Raw genomic sequence first — 22054 nt, 5'->3', positions numbered from 1 at the left:
TCCGTAACCGATTGATGCCGTCCCCGGCATGCTCTAAGTCTCATCCCCAGAGGGACGTCGGGCGGAGCGGACCTTGCAACCTGGGCGGCGTTTCGCCGTCCCTGCACCCTGCCCGGCAAAGCGTCACTGGCCCGCTCTTCACTGGGCCGGCACAGACCCCTACCGCGCGCTTTCTGTTTGGGTTCCTTGAACCCAAACGCGCGGTAGGGGTCGTGCCGGCATCGAGTGGACCGGACCAGTCCCGAGACTTGACGAAGGCTTTCCGGCCGGCGTCCCTCATTCATCTTCCCGTGCGGGCGAGCCGCCCATGAGCGTCCAGCCCGGCTCGCTCACCCGCCAGCAGCTCTACGACCGCATCCGCGAGAGCTCGAAGGACGAGGTCGTCCTCGAAGAGATGATCCGGCTCGGCTACTGGCCGGCCGGAAAGGATCAGCCGAACCTCCCCGAGGAGGTCATCCGCCGCCGGGGCGAGCTCGCCCGCGAACTGACGGAGCTGCATCGCAGCGCGGCGCTCTGGACGAATCCGGATGCCGCCCTCAAGGCGATGCACAAGCGCCGGAAGAAGGCGGCCCTGGAACGGCGACGCGAAACCAAGCTCAACGGCGCGCGCGGGCGGCACGAACGCGCGCTCGCCTGGCACGGGCGCCGGAACCGGGAGATCCTCTATCTCGGCGAGGGCGTCTCGGCGGGTCTCTCGGGGGGAGACGCCGGGGCGTCGCGAGCCGACGGCCTGCCGGAACTGGCGAGTCCTGGCGCTGTGGCCGAGGCCATGGGGATCGGCCTCGGCGAGCTGCGCTTCCTCGCCTATGACCGGGCGCTCGCCACGGTGAGCCATTACCAGCGCTTCACCATCCCGAAGAAGACCGGCGGGCTGCGCGCCATCTCGGCGCCGATGCCCCGGCTCAAGCGGGCGCAATATTGGATTCTCGATGCCGTGCTGGCTCACGCGGGCATCCACGACGCGGCCCACGGCTTCGTTCCGGGCCGCTCGATCCTGACGAACGCCGCCCTCCATGTGGGGCGGGACGTGGTGGTCAACCTCGATCTCAAGGACTTCTTCCCGACCCTCGACTACCGCCGGATCAAGGGGAAGTTCCGGGGCCTCGGCTATGCCGAGCCGGTCGCCACCGTCCTTGCCCTGCTCTGCACCGAGCCGGACGTGGACGAGGTCGAGATCGACGGGCAGCGCCTCTACGCGGCGCGCGGACCACGGCGCCTGCCGCAGGGGGCGCCCACGAGCCCGGCGCTGACCAACCTCGTCTGCACCCGCCTCGATGCGCGCCTCACCGGCCTCGCCGCCTCGCTCGGCTTCACCTACACGCGGTACGCCGACGACATGACCTTCTCCGCCTCGGGCGAAGCGGCGGGCAAGACCGGCGCACTCCTGAAATACGTGCACGAGATCGTCGCCGGGGAAGGCTTCACCGTCCATCCCGACAAGACGCGGGTGATGCGGCGGGGGCGGCATCAGGAGGTCACCGGGCTCACGGTGAACGAACGGGTGGCCGTGCCGCGCGAGACCCTGCGGCGGTTCCGCGCCCTATTGCACGGCATCGAGGGCCACGGCCCCGCCGGCCGCCGCTGGGGCCGGAGCGAGGGGCAGGCGGTGCTCGGGGCGGCTTTGGGCTTTGCCCGCTTCGTCCGGATGGTCACGCCCGAAGCCGGTGCTCCCCTGGTCGCGCAGGCGCGAAGGCTCGCCGAGACGCACGGAGCGCCGCAGCAATCCGCCCAGCCCCGGATCACCCCTTTCCGCGCGCAATCCGCCCGGGGCGTGCCGCCGCGCGAGGGCTGGTGGAGCCCGGCCGAACGCCCGCCGCCGCAGCCCGATCCCATCCTGCTGGAGGCCGAGCGGCCCGCCATAAGCGCGCCCGGACGAAGCGGCCTGCCCTCCATCGGCCGTCGCCCCGCGCCGCCCCCCGACCAGCCGCGTCCCGGATCGCCGCCCGGCGGCGATATCGAAGAGGACACTCCGCTAAAGCCCTGGATGGCGGTGCTCGGCGTGTTCGTCCTGTTCCAGGCGGGCGCCATCGTGCATCCTGTTATCGGATTGCTGGTGCTCGCGGCGGCTCTCGTCATCGCAATCCGACGCTGGCTCCGCCGCCGACGCCGGCGATAGGGATCTCGGCAGCGGCCCCGTGTCCGGCCGCATTCCGACGGCCCCTCAAACCGAGCCGCGCTGCCCCTGATCCATGGGTCGGGGTCTTCGAGACCCGGCGGAGGACGCCGTCGCTGGCGATGTGACGGCGGCTTGCTCATGGTGGTGGGCATCCGACGCTTGGTACCGCCCCCTGAACGTCCGCGATATGTGGAAAAAAGACCCCGACCTTTCGCCTCTCAGCCGACCTTTCCCCACAACACGATGGGCATCGTCATGTCTTCGCAATTGTAACCCCAGGAGGCGCCCCCTCTTCCAGCTGATAATAGGGCAATATGCGCGATCGCAACCAACGTCTGGTTGGCAACTCAAACCACCGATAGACAAGGTGAGCCAAAAGAACCGTCACAAAGATGAATGCGCCGCTGACTATGATGTCCGCGATCTTTGACTGACCAAACTGCCAACGCTGGAGCAGGATACGCCCAAGAACCATTTGAATGGGCGCGTGGATGAGATAAAGGGAATATGATATTTGTCCCAAATATTCAAACGGTTTATACACGAAAGTGCGCTCAATTCTATTGCCTGGATAGGCGCATGCTAAAACGATAATTGAATAGAACATTAGAAGCGTGAGTGGTCCGGCAATGGTGCCCCATGTAAATGTCAAAATGGCAATTGCAAGCAAAGCGATGGGGACAAACGGAATGCTCTTTACTAAATTTAAGTAAGTCAGCTGAAAGCAGAGCATTCCCAATAAAAAACCAGCCGTACTTCTTATCAAAGGCATACTTTCGAAGTAATTCAGTCCGCCATAGGCAATAAGGGCTCCGGCGGCAACTACCAACACGAAAGCGCCCTGCCTTTTTCCCAGACCAACGACCCCAGAAGCGATGAGGGGAAATATAAGATATTCAAACCATTCAGCGCTGAGCGACCACCCTGGATAATTCCAGACCATGCCGTCTGAATGCCATGCCTGGGTCATGAGCAAGCAGTCTAGTAATCGGCCAAAATCTGCGATTTTGGGATTGTACGGCAAGTGGAGCATGATCGCGCCGGCCGTCATGCCGACCATAAATATGACAGTAAGCACGTAAAGCGGGTAGATCCTGGCGAGTCGCAAAAGTATGAATCGTCCGATACCCCTACTACTCAAATTCTTGAAATCATTCAGGTGAACAAATGAAATAATGAATCCGCTAATGATAAAAAAGATGTCGACGGCCGTATTTCCGAATTTAAAAAATGGCAGCCAGGTCGCCACTTCCATTGAGCTGAGCGGCATAATATTGAAATGAAAAATGACGACGCTGAATGCGGTAATACCTCGAAGACCCGTCAAGCCGTCGAGGCGCTGTTTCACGACATGCTCTCCGGGATATTAAAGTCACTACAGTGTGGTTAGACATTCACATCCAATGCAGGCCATTGAAATTTGCAAGCGAGCATTGGAGTTACTCATATTTTGAAATGTGTTGTGGGCGCGCCTGCTTTAGGGTCGCGGGTCGGTGGGGCGACGTTCACTTCGGTGCTCTTGCCGCTCGTAAGTCGGCATTGGCAGAGCCACCCAACCCTGTCCTGCTCGATGTTTCATCAAGCATGCCGAACGCGAACACTCCCGGAGCAAGCTTCGAGTTGTAAGCGGGCGCGAAGGCGGTGCCTGCTTCCACCCACTCTCGCCCGGAAGCGGCCTGAACAGCCTGGAAGCGGACCTTCCGAGGGTCTGCAAGGGGTCGCGCGCGAACGGTACCACCCGTGAAATTTCAGCCACTCGCCTGCTGGCGACCTGGGCGGAGGCCCCTTTGAGTCGACGTACGCCATCGCGGATGCGTCGGCTCCCCAGACACGTCTTGCAATTATAGATTATAATCATAATCTATAAGCCGAAGCGGTCCCCCGAGGGGGCGCATCGTGGGAGAGCGTCGTGGGCAAGACGGACATCAAGACGGCCATCGTTACCGGAGCGGCATCCGGCATCGGCTTGGCGACGGCCAAAGCCCTGAAAGCGGCGGGCTACCGGGTCTACGGCACGAGCCGCAGACCCATTCCGGGGCGGGACGGGGACGTCACGATGCTGGCCTGCGACGTGACCGACGACGCCTCCGTCGAGGCCCTGGTGAAGACGGTCCACGGCGAGACCGGGCGGATCGATCTGCTCGTCAACAATGCCGGTTTCGGCATCAGCGGCGCGGCGGAGGAATCCACGGCCGAGCAGGCGCAGGCCCTCTTCGACGTCAACTTGTTCGGCGTGATCCGCACGACCCGGGCGGTGCTGCCGCTGATGCGGGCGCAGGCGGGCGGCCGCATCGTCAACATCAGCTCCATCCTGGGGCTCGTCCCGGCGCCCTACATGGCGGTCTATTCGGCCAGCAAGCACGCGGTGGAGGGCTACTCGGAATCCCTCGACCACGAGGTCCGCGGCCAGGGGATCCGGGTCGTGCTGGTGGAGCCGGCCTATACGCGCACGGCCTTCGACGCGAACCTGGTCTCCCCCGATGCCCCGTTGAGCCTCTACGATTCCGATCGCGCGGGCCGGGAGCGTTTCACGCGGGAGGTCATGGCCACGGCCGACGCGCCCGAGATCGTCGCCGAGGTCGTGGTGAAAGCCGCCACCGCGGCGCCGCCGCATCTGCGCTACACCGCCGGATCGATGGCGCGGCAGGCCAGCCTCCTGCGCCGTTTCGTGCCGGCCAAGCAGTTCGACAAGAGCTACCGCAAGCAGATGCGCCTTCCCCCGGTCTCTTGAATCGCCACGCTCCCGGCGCTCAGGTGCAGGGAAGGAATGCGTTCCTACCGGCTCTACGAGCGTCTGATCGGATGTCTCAGCGGATGCTCGTGCCAAAGCCGCTGCTCCCAGCAGACCGCCTCATCCTGAGGTGCCCTTCGCCTCGGCGAAGGGCCTCGAAGGAGGGTTCCAGAGCTTACTGCGATATCTGGAGTACTCCTTCGAGGCCGCTACGCGGCACCTCAGGATGAGGTAACGCTTTGGAAAAACAACTCTAACACGCTCTCAGCCACGACCGGGATTGACCATCGGGTCGGCCTGGAGCCTCGCCGCCGCCAGATCGATGAAGGCGCGCACCTTGGCCGGCGCGCGCCTTCCCTCCAGGCTCACGATATGGACCGGGAGCGGCACCGCCTCCGGATCGTCGAGGACCAGCCTGAGCCGGCCCTCGGCGACCGATGGCGCCACCTGATAGGACAGCAGGGGTGCGATCCCCTGGCCCGCGATGGCAGCCGACAGGACCGCGTCGATGGTGTTGCAGATCAACCGACATCGCGTGGCGCCACGCGTCGGCCCTTCGGCCGGGGAATGGCGCTCGAAGGGCAGTCGCGTTCCCATCAAACCGATGGTCGCGTGGCGGTGCAAATCCCCCATCGATTCCGGTGTCCCATGCCGGTCGAGATAGTCCGGCGCGGCGCAGAGAACCCTGCGGACCGTGCCGACCCGGACCGCGACGAGCCCGGAATCGGCGAGGTGCCCGATGCGGATTCCCACATCGGCACCCTCCTCGATCAGGTTGACCACCCGGTCGAGGAACAGCGCCCGCACGCTGACGGCCGGGTAGCGCGCAAGAAATTCGGTGACGGCAGGCAAGACATAAAGCCGGCCGAATTGCACCGGAGCGGTAATCGTCAAGGTTCCGGAAGGTGTCGCGTATGCGCCGGCCGCGAGTGCTTCCGCCTCTTCCATGTCCGAGAGGATGCGGCGGCAATCCTCCAGATAGCGTCCGCCCGCCTCGGTGAGCATCAGCGAGCGCGTGGTCCGCGTCAGAAGACGGGTTCCGATCCGGTTCTCCAGGGCGGCCACCGCACGGGTCACGGCGGGCGGGCTCATGTTGAGTTGGCGCGCCGCAGCAGCGAAGCCCCCGCTTTCCGCCACCCGCACGAAGACCCGCATCGCCTGCCATCGGTCCATGCCGGCCTCCTCCTAACCCGCGGATTATTCAGAAACTTGGAATAGTCGATTGCGGAGAATGCCGGTTCACGCGTTCCAGGCAAGGGTCTCTCATGTGTCCGTGGCCGGCGCCCTCGTCCGGCCGTCGCGGAGATCCATCATGAAGCTGTTCCACATGGCCCTATCCGGGCATGCGCACCGGGCGCGTCTGTTCCTGTCCCTGATGGGCGCGGATTGCGAGATCGTCGAGGTCGACCTCGCCGCCGGCGTGCACAAGACGCCGGATTTCCTGGCCCTGAACCCGTTCGGACAGGTGCCGGTGCTCGTGGACGGCGACGTGGTGGTTCCGGATTCAAACGCCATCCTGGTCTACCTGGCGAAAAAGCTGGGGCGCACGGATTGGCTGCCGGAGGATGCTTATGGTGCGGCGCGGGTGCAGCGCTGGCTCTCGGTGGCGGCCGGACCCATCGCCTTCGGCCCAGCCGCGGCGCGCATGATCACCCTGTTCGGCGCTCGCTTCGACACGGCCGAAGTGATTGCCCGTGCCCATCAAATCCTAGGCCGCATCGAGGCGGAGCTCGCCGATCGCGCCTGGATCGCCGCCGACCACCCGACCATCGCGGATGTCGCCCTCTACAGCTACGTCGCCGCAGCCCCCGAGGGGAATGTCGACCTCGCGCCCTATGCCGAGATCCGCGCCTGGCTCGGCCGGATCGAGGCGCTGCCCGGCTTCGTGGCCTTTCCGACGACGGCGGCCGGCCTGCGCGCGGCCTGAGACGACCCCCTGCCACAGGAGATGCCCCATGTCCTCATCCGACCCTCACCCCGCCTCGCCCTGGCACCCGGGCGAGATCGCGATCCAGGACCATGCCGGCGTCGCCGAGCGCATGGCCGAGATCGGCCCCCGCGTGATCCGCGACCATATGATCGAGCAGCATCGCGACTTCTTCCGGCACCTGCCCTTCGTGGTGCTCGGGGCGGTGGACCCGGAGGGTGACGTCTGGGCGACGGTCCGGACGGGCGAACCGGGTTTCGTCGAGGCGCCTGCCCCCTTCCGGCTGCGCGTTCGGGCAGCCGCCGAACCCGGCGATCCGGCCGAGGCGGGCCTGACGGAGGGTGCGGCGGTGGGTCTGCTCGGGATCGATCTGGCCACGCGGCGGCGGAACCGCCTGAACGGGATCGTGGAGCGCCGGGAGGGCGACGGTTTCGAGCTCCGGGTGCAGCAGAGCTTCGGCAATTGCCCGCAATACATCCATGTCCGGCAGGGTGCGGAGCGTTGGCGCAATCCCGTCGCGGCGGCCCCGGAGACCGGCCATGGCCTCGACGAGAGCGCCCGTGCGCTCATCGCCGGGGCCGATACGGTCTTCGTCGCCACCTATGCGGAGGGGAAGGACGGGGACCGGCAGGTCGACGTCTCGCATCGCGGCGGCCCCAAAGGCTTCGTGCGCGTCAGCGAGGACGACGTGCTCACGGTCCCGGATTATTCCGGCAACCGCTTCTTCAACACATTGGGAAACATCCGCGCCAATCCCCGTGCCGGGCTCGCAATCATCGATTTCACCACCGGCGACCTGCTGCAGATGACGGGGCGGGCGGAGGTGCTCCTCGATTCCCCCGAGATCGCGCGCTTCCCGGGCGCCGAGCGGCTCTGGCGCTTCGCACCCCGGACCTTCGTCCGGCGCGCGGGGGCCGTGCCGCTCTGGTGACGGAGCGACCGGCGCCCGTGCCGCGCCGGCCTCAGCGACGGCGGCCCTGGCTCTGGCTCGCGCGGAGCACCTTGCGGGCCCGGGCCTCGTGGATCGCGGCCACCTTCATCAGGAGGTGGCGTTCGATATCCGAAGGCGCGCTCGCGGCACAGTCCCGCAGGGCGATCGCCGCTCGCACATGCATCAGCGCCCGACCCAGCATCCGATCCCCGCTCCCCGCCCGATCCTATCCCGGTCTAGCGGCGCGGTGCTTAAGGCATCATCAAACGGAATGCGCAAAGGCCGGTCCGGTGCCGGGGATGCCCTGCGGGCGCCGCCGATCCGCTCCGAGAGTTGACGCAGGCCGTCGGGACTGCCAACCCGGCCGCATTGCGGGCGCGGCCGATCCCTCGGTCCGCAGGAGTACCGAATCTTCATGTCCGATCTGCTTGAGACGATCCGCAGAACCCTCGTGCCGATCCACAAGGAGGGCTACCCCTTCATCCTGATCGGCATCGTGCTGACCGTGCTGTTCGGCTATTTCGCCCAGTTCGCCGGCTGGATCTTCCTGATCCTCACCCTGTGGGTCTGCTACTTCTTCCGCGATCCCGAGCGGGTCACCCCGGTGGCCGACGGCCTCGTGGTCTCGCCGGCCGACGGCCGGGTCAACCTGATCTCCACCGTCCTGCCGCCGCCCGAGCTCGACCTGCCGCAGGAGCCGATGACCCGGATCTCGGTCTTCATGAACGTGTTCGATTGCCATGTGAACCGCGTCCCCGTCACCGGCAAGATCGGCCAGATCGTCTACACGCCCGGCCTGTTCCTCAATGCGGAACTCGACAAGGCCAGCGACGACAACGAGCGCAACGGCCTCGTCATCGAGACCACCCATCGCGGCAGCCCCCTGCGCGTCGGCGTCGTGCAGATCGCCGGATTGGTGGCCCGCCGCATCGTCGGCTGGGTGCAGGCGAACGATACCTTGAATGTCGGCGAGCGCTTCGGCCTGATCCGCTTCGGCTCGCGTGTCGACGTCTACCTGCCGGTGGGCACGCGCGTGCTGGTCGGCCTCGGCCAGAAGGCGGTGGCGGGCGAGACCGTGCTCGCCGATCTCGGCGGCGGCTCCGAGCGCAGCTTCCGCCGCATCTGATCTCGCCCGGCCCCGCCCGGGCGGGGTCGCGATCCTTCGCGGACGGTGCCCCATAGGCCCGTTCGCCCGTCTTTCTGAAAAGGCGCGTCATGGACGATCTCTTTCCGCCCTTCGAGCCGGATGCCAACGAGCCGAAGCCGCGCCGCTTCAAGGCGGTGCCGTTCCGGATGATCGCGCCCAACATGATCACCCTGATGGCGGTCTGCCTCGGGCTGACCGCCATCCGTCTCGCGTTCGAGGGCAAGTTCGAGCCCGCCGTCATCGCCATCGTCGCGGCCGCCTTCCTCGACGGGATCGACGGGCGCGTCGCCCGCATGCTCAAGGGCACGTCGCGTTTCGGGGCCGAGCTCGATTCCCTCGCCGATTTCGTCAATTTCGGCTGCGCCCCGGCGCTCATCCTCTACGGCTTCGCCCTGAAGGAGCTGCGCTCGCTCGGCTGGATCGTCGCCCTGATCTTCGCCATCGCCATGGCCCTGCGTCTCGCCCGCTTCAACGCGATGCTCGACGATCCCAACCGGCCCGCCTGGAAGAAGGACTTCTTCGTCGGCATGCCGGCGCCGGCCGGAGCGCTGACCGCGCTACTGCCGCTCTATCTCCACTTCCTCGGCCTGCCGTTCGAGCGCTGGGCCGCGCCGGTAGTGCTCGGCTACACGCTCTGCATCGCCCTCCTCGTGGTTTCCACCGTGCCCACCTTCTCCGGCAAGACCATGGGCAAGCGCGTGCCGCGCGAATGGGTGCTGCCGATCTTCCTCGTCGTGGTCGCGGCCTTCGGCCTGTTCATCAGCTATCCGTTCGAGGCCATGGTGGTGATGGCGGGCGGCTACCTCGTCACCCTGCCGATCGGGGCCGCGCAGTACCGGCGCCGGGCGAAGATCGAGGAGCGTCTCGACGCAACCGGCCGTGGACAGATCGAACCGGCGCCTGTCGAAAGCTGATCGGCTCGCCTAACGTCTCTGCGGGAAGCCCGTTGGGCTCACGCTTTGGAGGCGACGGTGCTGGAAGAATTCAAGAAATTCGCGCTGCGCGGCAACGTCGTCGACCTGGCGGTGGGCGTGATCATCGGCGCCGCCTTCGGCTCCATCGTCACGTCGGCCGTCCAGGACGTGTTCATGCCGATCATCGGGGCGATCACGGGCGGCCTCGATTTCTCGAACTATTACATCGCGCTCTCGTCGAGCGTGCAGAAGGGCGCGGCCTATGCCGATGCCAAGAAGCAGGGCGCGGTGATCGGCTACGGCCAGTTCATCACCGTGGCGCTCAATTTCATGATCGTCGCCTTCGTGCTGTTCCTCGTCATCCGGGCCATGAACAAGCTTCAGACCCAGGAGGAGGCAAAGCCCCTTCCCGAAACCCCGGCGGACGTGAAGCTGTTGGGCGAGATCCGCGATATCCTCGCAGCCAAACCCAAGGTCTAGGGTCCCGAGGTCCGAGTTCAGATCGACGTCGCGGGCGGTGCGTTCAGGTCGTCGAGGAGGCCATCCAGAGCCTGCTCGACTGCACCGGTGCCTTCCTCATGCGTCTTCAACCGAGTCTCAAGGCGACGCAATTGCGGCGCGAATTCCTCCGGCACGGCAGGTTCACCGAGGAATTTCGGCGCATCGTCCTGCGTGGTGAAGACGGAGCGCAGCTGTTGGCCGAGATGGTCCCGCACCGGCTCGGGCAGAGACGGATCGACATCCGCGGCGCCGGACTGTCCGGAGGCCGATTGATCAATGCGGAGAATCGGATCGTTTGCCATATCGGGTGTCTCCCTCAGTCAAGAGCAATAACCGGCCGGGGCGGCGAGTGTTGCGCGTACCGACTCACAAATGTTGAGGGTACCCGATCCTGCGCCGGTATTTCAGGTGTTTCTCCTGCGAACCCTGACGATTCTTCGATCCACGAAAAAGCCCCCGGTGCCGTGGCACCGGGGGCTCTTGCCGAATGGTCAGCGTCGATCGATGTCGACGATCAATCGATGACCTCGACGATGCGGCGGCTGCGGTCCACCAGCACCGGACGGTCGTTGACGATGGTGTAGCGCGCGCCGCGGGCGTTGTACTCGGACGGCACGTCGTAATAGGTCACGCCGGTGCCGGGCAGGGTCGCGCCGACGCGGACATCGCCGTCATAGGCGTAGGAGCTGTGACGCTCGCGGGTGACGTACTGGCGGAAACGGGGGCGGTCGTCGACACCCAGGATGCCACCGACGGTTCCGGTCGCTGCGCCGACGGCACCGCCGACGATGGCGCCCAGCGGGCCGGCCGCGTCAGCACCGTCCTGCGCGCCGCGCTCGGCGCCGCGCACGAGGCCCTGGGCCTGGGCCGCGAGGGGGAGGGAAAGGGCGATCGCCGAAGCGGCGAGAAGGGTCTTGATGTTCATGATCGAGATCTCCGTATCCGATGACCCGCGAACGGTGACGCTCAGCGGGGTTCGGGGCAGTAACGCCCGATCTCCGGAAAGGGATGCCTCGAAAATCGATTTTGCCGGATTGTCCCAACCATGCCCCCGAGTGGGGGACGACGTTCCTCATGTGCCCGGTGTCGCGATACGATAGCGCTTCGTGAGCGCGAAGGAGCGCCGATCCCGACGGCTCGGCGGCCGGAATCAGGCGTCCTTCGGCATGGCCGATTGGATCAGCCGGTCCGAGCTCAGGTCTTCCTCGTCGTAGCCGAGCAATTCGGCGAGGCGCCCGCGGGCGCGGCTGACGCGGCTTTTCACCGTGCCGACCTTGCAGCCCATGATCGTGGCCGCCTCCTCGTAGGACACGCCCTCGGCGCCCACGAGGACGAGGGCCTCGCGCTGGTCGGGCGGCAGTTTGGCGAGAGCCGTCTGCAGGTCCTCCACATCGAGGCGGTCGCCCTGGTGCGGTGCCGTCGCGAGACGCGCCGCGTAGGAGCCGTCCTGGTCTTCCACCTCGCGCACGCGCTTGCGGTGGTCCGAGTAGAAGATGTTGCGCAAAATGGTGAAGAGCCAGGCGTTGAGGTTCGTGCCCGGCTGGAACCGAGCGCGATGCTGCCAGCCCTTGAGCAGGGTGTCCTGCACGAGATCGTCCGAGCGAGCCGGATTGCTGGTGAGCGAGAGCGCGAAGGCCCGCAGCGACGGCACCGCCGCGAGCAGACCGTTGCGGAACTCGGGCTCCACCTGCTCGCCGCGCGCTTTCAGGGCGGCTTCCAGCTTCTCGATGAGCTCGGCGAAACGCGTGGACGGCTCGTCCGTGCCGAGGCGGTCGTAGACTGTGCGGAGCTGGTCTCCGAGATGGGAGCGAATGGTCGCCGTCAGGCTCGGCCGCCCGTCGCCGTTCGTGTCGCTCAATCGGTCGGGGCTGGTGTCAAGGACGTCGCGTGTCATGGCTCGTCGTATTCTGATCGTTTGGCAGGAAATCGTCCGGTTCGGGCCGGCCGTATCGGATCGGTCCGCCTGACGTCGATGGCGAGCCCGTAGCATGTCACGGGGTTGTAGCGCATCCCACCCGGTCACGCATCCCGCCAAGCTGCGCATATGGCGAAGTACGCCCTTCGCGTCCACATGCGGCGGATGGCGCCGGAGGCAGCGACATCTTGGTCATGTCCCGAAGCGCAGCGGCCTCTGCTGGCGCGATCGGTGGTCTATATGATCCGGTCATGGCCATCGGGAGGGCATGGCCATCGGGAGGGATCGTCCATGGATCGTCGCGCCTTCACCGCGAGCCTGACCGCGGCCGTTCTGTCCGGTCCGGGCGAGGCCGCTCGCGCGGCGGCGCCCGAGCGGCCGCCCGTGCGGATCGCCATGCTGATGTTCCCCGGCATGACGGCGCTCGACCTCGTGGGCCCGCAGGCGATCCTGGCCGGGTTGGCGGGCGATCGGCTCCATCTCGTCTCCCGCCGAGCCGGACCCGTTCCGAGCGATACGGGCCTGACCCTCATTGCCGACACCTCCTTCGAGACCTGCCCCCTCGATATCGACGTGCTCTTCGTGCCGGGCGGCGACGCGACCCCCGCCCAGATGCGCGACGCGGCGACCCTGGCCTTCCTGCGCGACCGGGCTCCACGCGCATCCTGGGTCACCAGCGTCTGCACCGGCTCGCTCATCCTCGGCGCGGCGGGGCTGCTCGACGGCTACCGCGCCACCTCGCATTGGTGCGTGCGCGAGACCGTGCTGCCCCGCCTCGGCGCCATTCCGATGAACCGGCGCGTGGTGGTGGACCGCAACCGGATCACGGCCGCGGGCATTTCCGCAGGCCTCGACTTCGCCCTCGTCCTGGCGGCCCGCCTGCGTGGCGACGACGATGCCAGGACGAGCCAGCTCGTGGCCGAATATGCGCCGGAACCGCCCTTCTCCGCCGGTACGCCCGAGACGGCCGGGCCGGACATCTCCGCCCGCGCCGGAGCGATCCTCAAGGACCTGGCGGCTGGCTGTCTCGCGGCAGCCACGCGGTAGACGCTGCGGCTGAGGGCCGGGGCTTGCCGCCTCGGGCGGCCTCCGCGACCCGCGAGACGGCGCGTCATTTTGCCGGAACCTCGTTGAATGGCCAAGGTTTAGCCCTTGGCGGGAAAGCTGCATGGTCGCCATGCGCTGGACGCCGGACCTCCGCGCTCCAACCATGAAGGGCATCGATCAATGGCATCAGGCCTCGCAGGCGATCTCACCCGGACGAAATCCCTCGAGCGACTGAATGCCGACGCCGAAGGGGGTGAGCACAAGCTCGAACGTACCCTCGGCCCCTGGAGCCTCGTCGCCCTCGGCATCGGCGCGGTGATCGGAGCCGGCCTGTTCTCCCTCACCGGCATCGCGGCGGCCGAGCATGCCGGCCCCGCCGTGGTGATCTCCTTCGCCATCGCGTCGATCGCCTGCGCCTTCGCCGGCATGTGCTACAGCGAGCTCGCCGGCATGATCCCCGTGGCGGGTTCGGCCTATACCTACGCCTACGCCACCATGGGCGAGTTCGTGGCCTGGATCATCGGCTGGGATCTCGTACTGGAATACGCTGTCGGCGCGGCCACCGTTTCGGTGAGTTGGTCGAGCTACGTCACCCGGTTCCTGCGGGACACGCTCGGCATCAACCTGCCGCCCAGCCTCGTCAATTCCCCCTTCGAGACCTACACGGTCGACGGGGTGACGGCGCATGGCATCGTCAACCTGCCCGCCATCCTCATCATCGTCGCCGTCTCGGCCCTGCTGATGATCGGCATCCGCGAATCCGCTCGCGTCAACGCCGTCGTCGTGGCGATCAAGCTCGCGGTGGTGGCGGTCGTGGTCGGCGTCGGCCTGTTCTACATCAAGGCGCAGAACTACGTGCCGTTCATCCCCGAGAACACCGGCACGTTCGGCGAGTACGGCTGGAGCGGCATCATGCGCGGCGCCGGCGTCGTGTTCTTCGCCTATATCGGGTTCGACGCGGTCTCGACGGCGGCGCAGGAGGCCAAGAACCCCCAGCGCAACATGATGATCGGCATCCTCGGCTCGCTGGCCATCTGCACGGTGATCTACATCGCCTTCGCCGGCGTGCTCACCGGCCTCGTCCATTACGACGCCATGAAGGGCGATGCCGCCCCGGTGAACACGGCCATCGCCCAGACCCCGTTCCCGTGGCTGAAGAGCCTCGTGACCCTCGGCGTCATCGCCGGCTTCTCCACCGTGATCCTGGTCCTGCTGCTGGGCCAGAGCCGCGTGTTCTATTCCATGAGCCAGGACCGGCTGCTGCCGGGCTTCTTCTCGAAGATCCACCCGACCTGGAAGACGCCCTACCGCTCGAACCTGTTCTTCATGGTGTTCACCAGCGCGCTCGGCGGGTTCCTGCCGATCAGCCAGCTCGGCCACATGACCAGCATCGGCACCCTGCTGGCCTTCATCCTGGTCTGTGCGGGTGTCATCATCCTGCGCCGGACCCAGCCCGATGCGCGACGGGACTACCGGACGCCGCTGGTGCCGCTGGTGCCGATCCTCGGCATCGTCAGCTGCCTCGCCATGATGGTGTCCCTCGACGGCCAGACCTGGCTGCGACTGCTTGCCTGGCTCGTGGTAGGACTTGTGATCTACTTCGCCTGGAGCCGGCGCAACAGCCGCCTCGGCCGCGACGAGGCCGTCAGGCCGTCTTGATCAGGGACAGGTGCCGGCCGTCGCGGGCCGGCTCCGTCACCTCGCCGACGGCGACCATCTGACGTTCGCGCGCGATGAACGCGGTCGGCATCACGGCCTGCATCTCGGCCTCCACGCTGCGCAACTGCGCATCGCCATGCGACGGGTGGAGATGAATGATCGCCAAAGCCTTCGCCCCCGCCGCCCGCGCCAGCTCGACGCCCTTTTCCCAGGTGGAGTGCCCCCAGCCACAGCAGCGGGGATACTCGGTCTCCGTGAACATGCCGTCGTAGACGAGCAGGTCGGCCCCCTCCACGAAGCGACGAAGGGCCTCGTCGGGCCAGGGGTCGGAATGCTCGATGTCGCTGATGATGCAAAGGCGCTTGCCCGCATGGTCGAAGCGATAGCCCACGGACCCTTGTGGATGATTGAGCAGGATGGTGTCGACCCGCGCGCCGTCGGCGAAACTCAGCGACTCGCCCGCCTTGAAGCCGTGATGGGAGAATGTGCACGGGATGACGTCGAGCGTCACCGGAAACAGCGGCGGCGAGAACAGCCGGTCCAGGGCCGCCTTGGCGCTGTCCCCGTCGAGGTTCCCGCAATAGGTGTTGATCGTCCGCTCTGGGTTGAAGATCACCGGTTTGAAGAACGGCAGCCCAGCGGTGTGATCGAGATGGAGATGGCTGAACAGGAGATCGATCTCCTTGGGTAGCGCCTCGCGATGATGGAGACCGCAAGCGTTAAGGCCGGACCCGGCATCGACCACGAACAGGCGCGTGCCGCAGCGGACCTCCATGCAAGGCGTATTGCCCCCGAACTCGGCATAATCCGGCCCGCTGACAGGCGTGGAACCTCGAACGCCCCAGAAGCGTAGGGAGAGGCCGTCCTCAGCCGAGGTCGTGTGCGTCATGGTCATCGTTCGACTACCGATTGCCCGATCCATCTGAGATCCGGTGCCTTTCGGCGCACCGATGCGATCCGTTCCTCGCGAGAGCGGCCACGATCAGGTTGCCAGGATCGAAGTGGGGTTGACCATGAGGTAGTCAGCCCGTTTCGACATCGATGTGCGGCCACGCACACAGCTTAGAAGACCGGATTCTGCGGAAAGCCGGCTCCCGCCTGACTGTTTCCGCGTCGGGCAAGAGCGCCTTGGGCTCATATTCACGAGCGATAGATAAGGCGACCCGCCTGTTGGGATTGCGCATCAAAACGCCCTCGAGAGGGCGTGCGGGAAGAGAGCTCCTCGGCCCTGCGGCGGGTGGTGCTAGGGCCGGAAACCGGCCTCGCCGTTCAGGCCTTCAATCAGCCGGGGAAGGGGAACGGTGCCCGGAGAGCCGTCGTGTCGATCGGCGACGGCAGCAGGACGCACTCGCACGCTTCGAGCCACTTCAAGTCGATAAATCTCGGAGGGACGCCGAAAGCGGGATCATCGAGACCGACCAAGAGCTTGTAATCCCATATCTTGAACGAATCCCGCGCGTTTTCCAGGTCGCTCGTCACGCGGAGCGACTGACAGGGAATAACGTAGGCATGGGAAACGATGACGCCGTGGAGCGAGGTGGAGACGATCTCCTCGCAGTTCATGATGTCCCCGATCACGCCCTCGATCTCGTCGAACGCAACCGATCGCAGCGAGATGGGACTGATGCGATCCGCACCAAGCTTCTCGATGGCGGCCCGGAACATCGCTTCCTGCAGCAGGTGTGGATTGATGCTGATCTTATGGGTCTCGGGCACATTCGGCACATCCACCTCCGGTAGCAGGGCGGCCGCATCACCGTAGATTTCGGGGCATTCTCCGCCGCTGGCGATGACTGCCGAACGCGTTGGCAGCCCGCCTCGATCGCCATTTCGTAAAAGGTGCTCAGGGTGGGGAACGCAGATACGAAGGCACGCCATTTTTGCTTCAACCCCGCAAAACGAGGCGCTAAGGGCAGGCAACGTAGAATAGATCTAAATCTAAATTGTAGCCCGAACGGTTTGCGTGAGTTTTATACTCTTTCCAATATTCGCCAATACGCTTGCTTGATCGATCAGCTTGCGTCTTTATGCCCGCTGGCGGGGCACTGCAGAATTTGGAGGTCGGACGAGATGGAACGGGTGCTGGAACTGATCCGCGGTTATGCACGGCTGGCATGGTGGGATGGTTGCACCGTCGACATGCGTCTGCACCGCATCGCAGACTTCGTCGATTTCCTGACTGCCGCAAAGGAGCCGGGCCTGATGCACAAACCGATCCCGATCGTAAAAGGAGAGATCGCGTGAGTGTTATCCGTTCTTCCCGGCCCTGTATCGATCCGCCCAAGGAGGGAAGCGAACTGGACGAGGCACTGCGACGCGCGTTCTGGACCAGTCTGCACCGACAACCTCTTCCGGCGCTCCAGGCGCTGGCGGTAGCGGCGCGCACCATCGGAACGCTGTATCGACAGATCGCCGAGGCCCACGAAGGTCCAGGCGGCTGCAATTGCGGGTGGGAGCCCGATCCTGATAGCGATCTCATCGTGCTCGAGGCCAATCTGGCGGCGGCCCTGCTCAAGCCGCCGGAAGCCGACCTCGCCCATATGACAATGCTCGGAAGAGCGTGACGGCTGGGCGTGCCAGCCTTTGTGTCTCTCACAAAACTCGGATTGCCCCGTTTCTATGGTCGGATCAGGGGGCTTGGTGGAGCTGAGTCTCCGGCAACGGATCCGACTGAGTTTCCTGTTCGTAGACGAAGCACGAGCGGTAGCTGAGCGCTGAGTGCCGGCACAGCGGATTGTAGAAGCCCTCGATGTAGCGGAAGCAGGCCATCCGAGCCTCGGCCTGCGAGCGGAAGCGACGGCGGGCGAGCGACTCGCATTTGAGGATGGAGAAGAAGCCCTCAGCCATGGCATTGTCGTAGGCGGCGCCGACCGAACCCATCAAGGGTCGCACGCTCACCTACTGGCAGCAGCTGCCGAAGGCCCTCGACGTGTGTTGCGATCCCTGGTCCGAGCGATGGATCACGCCACGGGGCCTGTGCTGGGTGATGGCCATCTCCAGAGCGTCTAGGACGAGTTCCGAGCGGAGGTGATTACCCAACGATCCGGCGGCTGAAGGCATCGAGCCCGACGCTGAGGTAGAGGACGGCGGCAGCAGTCGGCAGGTAGGTGAGATACTGTCGGCGAATCAGGGGTTGCGGGCATTGTAATGGCGATGCTCGATAAGCTTCCGATCGGCACGATCCTGCCTGAGACAGTGCGGCTTGCGAAGGCGGCGTTCTCCAAGGGAACGACGGCCACTCAGCGCCCTCTATCAGGACGAGGACTTCGGTGGCCTCTACCCGACCCGTGGTCAACTCGGGCTTCCGCCGTGGCGGCTGGCTCTCTTCACGGTCTTTGAGTTCTCAGAGCAACAGAGCGATCGCCAAGCTGCGGATACCGTGCGTGCCCGGATCGACTGGAAGTATGCGCTCGGGCTCGAACTCACCGAGCCGGGCTTCCACTTCAGTGCACTGACTGAGTTCCGCGCCCGCCTCATCGCCGGCGACGCCGAGCACCTGCTTTTGGATCGAATGCTCACGCGCTTCAGGGCACGCGGCTTGGTCAAGGTACGCGGCAAGCAGCGCACTGATAGCACGCACGTTCTGGCCGCCGTCGCGCCGGGCTGGCTGCGCGGGATCACGCAGCCGGTTTGGTTCAAGCATTACGGACGCCGGGTCGAGGGTTACCGGCCGCCCAAAGGTCGGGCGGAGCGGGAAGCACTCCCTCTCGCGATCGGTGTCCACGGGTTCTGTCTGCTTGAGGCCCTGGACGCGCCGGATGCACCCGCTGAGGCACGTGGCGTGTCGATGGTCAGCACCCTGCGCGACGTGTGGCGCGTGCATTATGCCCGTGAGGGAGGCGGGACGCTGCACTGGCGCAGCGGTCCGGAGCTGCCGCCGGTCGGTGAGCGGCTGCAATCCCCCTCCGACCCCGAGGTCTGCGACCCGGATGTAGCTCATCTTGTCACGAACGTGATGACCTGCCCCGCGATGCAGCCCGAAATGGCGAGCACGGCCGCGATTCACGAGCAGCTGGCCGCCAAGGATCTTCTGCCGGCCGAACACTTCGTGGATGCCGGCTACGTCGATGCGGGACTGCTGGTCGGAAGCCGGCGAGACCGTGCCGTCGCGCTGGAAGGGCCGGTCCGCGCCATGCCGCAGCGGGCAACGAAAGCTGAACGAGCCTGCGAGCAGCGCCACTTCGTCATGGACTGGAAGCACGAGCGGGTCACCTGTCCGCAGGGCAAGACGCCGGCGACCTGGCGCGCCATCCATGACGAGGTCGGAGCCCCACGCGTCCAGGCGGTGTTCAGCCGGACCGATTGCGGCGCCTGCCTGGCGCGCCGATTGTGTACTTCCTCCAAGAGGGGCGCCGCTCTGTCTACTTCCTGCCACGCTTGGAATACGAGGTGCTGAATGCCGCGCAGGACCGGATGCAGGATCCGGTCTGGAAAGAGCGGTATCGCATCCGCGCCGGAATCGAGGCCCCCCCTCCCAGGGCATACGCTCCGTAGGTCTGTGCCGGAGCCGAGACATCGGCCAAGCCAAGACCGGACTGCAGCATGTCTGCGTGGCTGCCGCGATGAATGCCTCACACGCCGTACACTGGCTGACAGAGACGCCCCGGCCAGAACACGCGAGACGCGGTTTGCAGCTTTGGCCGCAGCTGCCCGGTTCGCCAACAGTATCTAGGTGAAGTCGGCGATCCACTTTTGGTTCGGCCGATCCGCTTCGAACTTCCGATCCAAGATATTGGGGGAGACGACGGAGCGCTCGCCATCATCCTTGGGCAGGCCGCGCCGTCGCGGACCGGCCCGCAATCCGTTCTCCCGCATGAGCCGCTTGATCTGGTGCAGCCCGCTGGAGATGCCCTCCGCCAGCACGTCGCGCCAGATCCGACGGGCTCCGTATGTACGGTCGCTCGCCGCGAAGCTCGCCCGCACCTTCGTCAAGATCGCAACGTCGTCCTGGGCTCGCTAGCTCGCCTGCCCCGTGAATCAAACATGGAAGCCGGACCTGGACACGTCGAAGGCGCTGCACATCCAGGTGACCGGCAAGATTGCGCGATGCTTGGCCACGAAAGCAAACTTCACATCGCACCCCTCGCGAAGTACGCCGCAGCCTTTTAAGGATTTTACTTCACTGAACTTCAATTTACCCTCCGCCTTCAGACGAGGAGCATCTTTACGAAGACGTTCGATCTCGACCTGCTCAGACTTTACCTGCCCAGGAACGGGACACGCCTAAGCGGGATCAGACGAGAGCTCCCTACCCTTTGCGCACGACGTTCTCGTCAACGTCCAGATCACGGGCAACCTAAGCCACCGAAACGCCTCGCTGCTCGACCAGCCGGATCGCCTCGACCTTGAACTCACGACGAAACTTGCGACGCTGCATCCCACACTTCCGGTTCCGTCATGGTACCCAGACTGGGGGCCACGGAACCTGCAGCAGGCCAATCAGCAAGCTCTACGAGACCACATGGATCGTAGTCACCACCAACCTCGCTTTCGGGGAATGGCCCAGCGTGTTCGCCAGCGACGCCAAGATGACAGCGGCGCCGCTCGACCGGCTCACCCCCCATTGCGAGATCGTCGACACCGGCAACAAGAGCTGGCACTTAAAAAACCGCGCCCGAGGCCGGCGCACACGTCGCGTTTGCTGGCTCCCTGATCAGCCCGGCTGCGCCACCCCGACCCGCTTCGCCGAGCTGATCAGGGGCGTCCCGCCATACCCATCCAGGGGATCAAAATTCGACGCCGATCCAGGGTCAATATTCAACACTGTTTGACAGTTTGTCTCGTTTTATGCCGCCTAAATTCGCGTATTTAATAAGCCTTTGCATCTGACTCAGTCGTATAGTCCTGCGCTCTGATCAATCGAAATCTTCGAGGAAAGCCCCCGCCCCAACCGGCTTCAGAAAACAGGATTAGATCGAAGTTTCTAAATACGCTCGCAGCACATCGCACATTAATCAAATACAAATGACGAAAATATATGCTATTTATTGCATTGTGCTCTAAATTTCTGCAAAATAACCGATACAAAAATCATTAACCAGGCACTTGTTCAAACAATAGGCCGCGTGAACATCATTTAACCGGACATGTGCGTTTTATAGACTTTTGTGTTTTGCCATTTTACCCATAAATCAGGCGGCAGGAACGCTTAAGATAGTGCAAAAGCTATAACAGCCAGGGTCTGAAGAAGATCAGATCCGTACAGGAAGCAGACAATCAAAGATGTTGTCTGGCGCTTCGAGACAGTCTCTCCGCCACGCTGCCCGCAGCGGCGGCCACTGACAAGGGCCGCCGGCAGAAGTCTGCTCAAACTATAATATCAGAAAAATAAAACATAACCGCCACCCGCCCCGCTCGTCATCTCTGTAGCTTTCTCGTCGTTTGGAGACCAACCTGTGTCGTTGAAGTCCTTGCTGCGATCCGCAGTCTTTACACTTGCGTCGGCATGTGCCGCGCTTCCAACGGTTGTCGAGGCTGCGGACGGTCCTTTCGCGGTCACTACGGGGTCGTACCGTTTCGCCGGTCGGGACGAGCCACTCGTCGCCTCCGACCGCAAGGTCGATCTCTGGGCCGAGGTCTACAGGCCCACGACCTTGTCCGACGGACCGCTCCCGGTCGCGGTATTCCTCCACGGCAACCACGGCACTTGCGGTACCTTCGACAAGGAACTCCAGGTCCGTGTCGATTACGGGTCCAGCTATACGCAGACGGGCAAGTGCGAGGCGGGCGAGGTCGTGGTGCCGAACCACCTGGGCTACGAGTATCTGGCCAAGGAACTCGCCTCCTGGGGCTACATCGTCGTGTCGATCAACGCCAACCGCGGAATCACGTCGGCCGCTGGCATACCGGGAGATGCCGGCCTCAACCTGATGCGGGGACGGCTGGTCCTGAGGCACCTCGCCCTCCTGTCCGACTGGACCCGGGGGACGGGCCAGATCCCGCCTCCGGCGACGCTCAATTTCAACCCGCGCGGAACGATGGATCTGTCGCAGGTCGGCATGATGGGCCACAGCCGCGGCGGCGAGGGGGTTCGGGCGGCGCTCAAGCAGTTCCGCGACGAAGGAAGTCCCTTCCCGGCGCTGATCAACGGGCTGTCGATCAAGTCGATCTTCGAGATCGGCCCCGTCGACTCCCTGCTCCCACCCCTGTCCGTCGTCAGATGATTT

General features: G+C 64.9%; 21 protein-coding genes and 3 pseudogenes. 14 read left to right on the top strand and 10 right to left on the bottom strand.

All coding sequences use genetic code 11. From position 1 onward, the window contains the following. The first annotated feature begins 307 nt into the window (after positions 1-307). Positions 308-2116, top strand: a complete 1809-nt coding sequence (locus MBTS_RS18200; protein WP_192216172.1) for a reverse transcriptase family protein — start codon at positions 308-310, stop codon at positions 2114-2116. Positions 2117-2369: 253 nt separating this feature from the next. On the opposite strand, the gene MBTS_RS18195 is transcribed toward MBTS_RS18200, so the two are convergent. Then, positions 2370-3464 (bottom strand): acyltransferase family protein, encoded by a 1095-nt coding sequence (locus MBTS_RS18195; protein WP_192216171.1) that lies wholly within the window; start codon positions 3462-3464, stop codon positions 2370-2372. A 561-nt stretch (positions 3465-4025) separates the two neighbouring features. Here MBTS_RS18195 and MBTS_RS18190 point away from each other — a divergent pair. After that, on the top strand, positions 4026-4847 hold the full coding sequence (locus tag MBTS_RS18190; RefSeq protein ID WP_192216170.1) for an oxidoreductase: 822 nt from the start codon (positions 4026-4028) through the stop codon (positions 4845-4847). Positions 4848-5111: 264 nt separating this feature from the next. Here MBTS_RS18190 and MBTS_RS18185 read toward each other — a convergent pair whose 3' ends face one another. After that, on the bottom strand, positions 5112-6020 hold the full coding sequence (locus MBTS_RS18185; protein WP_192216169.1) for a LysR family transcriptional regulator: 909 nt from the start codon (positions 6018-6020) through the stop codon (positions 5112-5114). Between the two features lie 139 nt (positions 6021-6159). Here MBTS_RS18185 and MBTS_RS18180 point away from each other — a divergent pair, with 139 nt between their 5' ends. Both MBTS_RS18180 and MBTS_RS18175 read left to right on the top strand, forming a co-directional pair. Then, a complete protein-coding gene (locus MBTS_RS18180; protein WP_192216168.1) occupies positions 6160-6774 on the top strand; it encodes a glutathione S-transferase family protein in 615 nt (204 codons plus the stop codon). A gap of 28 nt (positions 6775-6802) precedes the next feature. Next, the gene (locus tag MBTS_RS18175; protein WP_192216167.1) at positions 6803-7705 is read left to right on the top strand and encodes a pyridoxamine 5'-phosphate oxidase family protein; all 903 of its coding nucleotides are present in this window, start codon (positions 6803-6805) and stop codon (positions 7703-7705) included. A 31-nt stretch (positions 7706-7736) separates the two neighbouring features. On the opposite strand, the gene MBTS_RS18170 is transcribed toward MBTS_RS18175, so the two are convergent. After that, positions 7737-7907, bottom strand: coding sequence for a hypothetical protein (locus tag MBTS_RS18170; protein ID WP_187273446.1), 171 nt, complete (start codon positions 7905-7907; stop codon positions 7737-7739). A 213-nt stretch (positions 7908-8120) separates the two neighbouring features. On the opposite strand from MBTS_RS18170, the gene MBTS_RS18165 reads away from it, so the two are divergent. From MBTS_RS18165 to mscL, 3 genes are all read left to right on the top strand, one after another. Then, positions 8121-8831 (top strand): phosphatidylserine decarboxylase, encoded by a 711-nt coding sequence (locus MBTS_RS18165; protein WP_192216166.1) that lies wholly within the window; start codon positions 8121-8123, stop codon positions 8829-8831. Positions 8832-8920: 89 nt separating this feature from the next. Beyond that, positions 8921-9766, top strand: coding sequence for a CDP-alcohol phosphatidyltransferase family protein (locus MBTS_RS18160; protein WP_147832756.1), 846 nt, complete (start codon positions 8921-8923; stop codon positions 9764-9766). A 57-nt stretch (positions 9767-9823) separates the two neighbouring features. Further along, complete coding sequence (gene mscL, locus MBTS_RS18155; RefSeq protein WP_026176221.1) at positions 9824-10246, top strand: large conductance mechanosensitive channel protein MscL; 423 nt, start codon at positions 9824-9826, stop codon at positions 10244-10246. Between the two features lie 17 nt (positions 10247-10263). Here mscL and MBTS_RS18150 read toward each other — a convergent pair whose 3' ends face one another. The 3 genes from MBTS_RS18150 to MBTS_RS18140 form a co-directional block, all read right to left on the bottom strand. After that, the gene (locus MBTS_RS18150; protein WP_018045462.1) at positions 10264-10569 is read right to left on the bottom strand and encodes a hypothetical protein; all 306 of its coding nucleotides are present in this window, start codon (positions 10567-10569) and stop codon (positions 10264-10266) included. 212 nt (positions 10570-10781) lie between these two features. Beyond that, positions 10782-11192, bottom strand: coding sequence for a DUF1236 domain-containing protein (locus MBTS_RS18145; RefSeq protein ID WP_018045463.1), 411 nt, complete (start codon positions 11190-11192; stop codon positions 10782-10784). A gap of 225 nt (positions 11193-11417) precedes the next feature. After that, positions 11418-12161: a sigma-70 family RNA polymerase sigma factor gene (locus MBTS_RS18140; RefSeq protein ID WP_018045464.1), complete on the bottom strand. Its 744-nt coding sequence runs from the start codon at positions 12159-12161 to the stop codon at positions 11418-11420. A 312-nt stretch (positions 12162-12473) separates the two neighbouring features. Between MBTS_RS18140 and MBTS_RS18135 the strand changes: the two genes are divergently transcribed. Beyond that, the gene (locus MBTS_RS18135) at positions 12474-13229 is read left to right on the top strand and encodes a DJ-1/PfpI family protein (protein ID WP_373321329.1); all 756 of its coding nucleotides are present in this window, start codon (positions 12474-12476) and stop codon (positions 13227-13229) included. 180 nt (positions 13230-13409) lie between these two features. After that, the gene (locus MBTS_RS18130; protein WP_056145057.1) at positions 13410-14888 is read left to right on the top strand and encodes an amino acid permease; all 1479 of its coding nucleotides are present in this window, start codon (positions 13410-13412) and stop codon (positions 14886-14888) included. Here the strand turns inward: MBTS_RS18130 and MBTS_RS18125 are convergent. Beyond that, positions 14875-15783, bottom strand: coding sequence for an MBL fold metallo-hydrolase (locus MBTS_RS18125; RefSeq protein WP_018045467.1), 909 nt, complete (start codon positions 15781-15783; stop codon positions 14875-14877). The two genes, MBTS_RS18130 and MBTS_RS18125, sit on opposite strands and share 14 nt — an antisense overlap. 386 nt (positions 15784-16169) lie before the next feature. Further along, positions 16170-16808 (bottom strand): glycosyltransferase family protein, encoded by a 639-nt coding sequence (locus MBTS_RS18120; protein ID WP_192216165.1) that lies wholly within the window; start codon positions 16806-16808, stop codon positions 16170-16172. 159 nt (positions 16809-16967) lie between these two features. On the opposite strand from MBTS_RS18120, the gene MBTS_RS18115 reads away from it, so the two are divergent. Next, complete coding sequence (locus tag MBTS_RS18115) at positions 16968-17132, top strand: hypothetical protein (protein WP_187273450.1); 165 nt, start codon at positions 16968-16970, stop codon at positions 17130-17132. After that, a complete protein-coding gene (locus MBTS_RS18110; RefSeq protein ID WP_147832757.1) occupies positions 17129-17452 on the top strand; it encodes a hypothetical protein in 324 nt (107 codons plus the stop codon). The genes MBTS_RS18115 and MBTS_RS18110 overlap by 4 nt, the downstream gene beginning before the upstream one ends. A 64-nt stretch (positions 17453-17516) precedes the next feature. Here the strand turns inward: MBTS_RS18110 and MBTS_RS23855 are convergent. Continuing rightward, positions 17517-18000, bottom strand: a pseudogene (locus tag MBTS_RS23855) (DDE-type integrase/transposase/recombinase); the annotation flags it as partial. Between the two features lie 90 nt (positions 18001-18090). Between MBTS_RS23855 and MBTS_RS18100 the strand changes: the two are divergent. Beyond that, positions 18091-19284, top strand: coding sequence for a transposase (locus MBTS_RS18100; RefSeq protein WP_187273448.1), 1194 nt, complete (start codon positions 18091-18093; stop codon positions 19282-19284). Between the two features lie 275 nt (positions 19285-19559). Here the strand turns inward: MBTS_RS18100 and MBTS_RS23850 are convergent. Next, positions 19560-20265 (bottom strand): annotated as a pseudogene (locus tag MBTS_RS23850) (IS3 family transposase); the annotation flags it as partial. Positions 20266-20326: 61 nt separating this feature from the next. Between MBTS_RS23850 and MBTS_RS23845 the strand changes: the two are divergent. After that, positions 20327-20659, top strand: a pseudogene (locus MBTS_RS23845) (ATP-binding protein); the annotation flags it as partial. Between the two features lie 822 nt (positions 20660-21481). Next, positions 21482-22051 (top strand): alpha/beta hydrolase, encoded by a 570-nt coding sequence (locus MBTS_RS18085; RefSeq protein WP_192216163.1) that lies wholly within the window; start codon positions 21482-21484, stop codon positions 22049-22051. The last annotated feature ends 3 nt before the right edge of the window (positions 22052-22054 follow it).

The organism is Methylobacterium bullatum (assembly GCF_014845095.1).
GTDB lineage: Bacteria > Pseudomonadota > Alphaproteobacteria > Rhizobiales > Beijerinckiaceae > Methylobacterium > Methylobacterium bullatum.
Note: the sequence above shows the minus strand (reverse complement) of the source record. Positions and strands in the feature narration are given on the sequence as shown.

Excerpts from the sequence above, each read along its gene's own strand:
- MBTS_RS18200 (WP_192216172.1), top strand. The coding sequence starts at position 308 with ATGAGCGTCCAGCCCGGCTCGCTCACCCGCCAGCAGCTCTACGACCGC.
- MBTS_RS18185 (WP_192216169.1), bottom strand. The coding sequence starts at position 6,020 with ATGGACCGATGGCAGGCGATGCGGGTCTTCGTGCGGGTGGCGGAAAGC.
- MBTS_RS18180 (WP_192216168.1), top strand. The coding sequence starts at position 6,160 with ATGAAGCTGTTCCACATGGCCCTATCCGGGCATGCGCACCGGGCGCGT.
- MBTS_RS18175 (WP_192216167.1), top strand. The coding sequence starts at position 6,803 with ATGTCCTCATCCGACCCTCACCCCGCCTCGCCCTGGCACCCGGGCGAG.
- MBTS_RS18170 (WP_187273446.1), bottom strand. The coding sequence starts at position 7,907 with ATGCTGGGTCGGGCGCTGATGCATGTGCGAGCGGCGATCGCCCTGCGG.
- MBTS_RS18165 (WP_192216166.1), top strand. The coding sequence starts at position 8,121 with ATGTCCGATCTGCTTGAGACGATCCGCAGAACCCTCGTGCCGATCCAC.
- MBTS_RS18160 (WP_147832756.1), top strand. The coding sequence starts at position 8,921 with ATGGACGATCTCTTTCCGCCCTTCGAGCCGGATGCCAACGAGCCGAAG.
- MBTS_RS18150 (WP_018045462.1), bottom strand. The coding sequence starts at position 10,569 with ATGGCAAACGATCCGATTCTCCGCATTGATCAATCGGCCTCCGGACAG.
- MBTS_RS18145 (WP_018045463.1), bottom strand. The coding sequence starts at position 11,192 with ATGAACATCAAGACCCTTCTCGCCGCTTCGGCGATCGCCCTTTCCCTC.
- MBTS_RS18140 (WP_018045464.1), bottom strand. The coding sequence starts at position 12,161 with ATGACACGCGACGTCCTTGACACCAGCCCCGACCGATTGAGCGACACG.
- MBTS_RS18135 (WP_373321329.1), top strand. The coding sequence starts at position 12,474 with ATGGATCGTCGCGCCTTCACCGCGAGCCTGACCGCGGCCGTTCTGTCC.
- MBTS_RS18130 (WP_056145057.1), top strand. The coding sequence starts at position 13,410 with ATGGCATCAGGCCTCGCAGGCGATCTCACCCGGACGAAATCCCTCGAG.
- MBTS_RS18125 (WP_018045467.1), bottom strand. The coding sequence starts at position 15,783 with ATGACCATGACGCACACGACCTCGGCTGAGGACGGCCTCTCCCTACGC.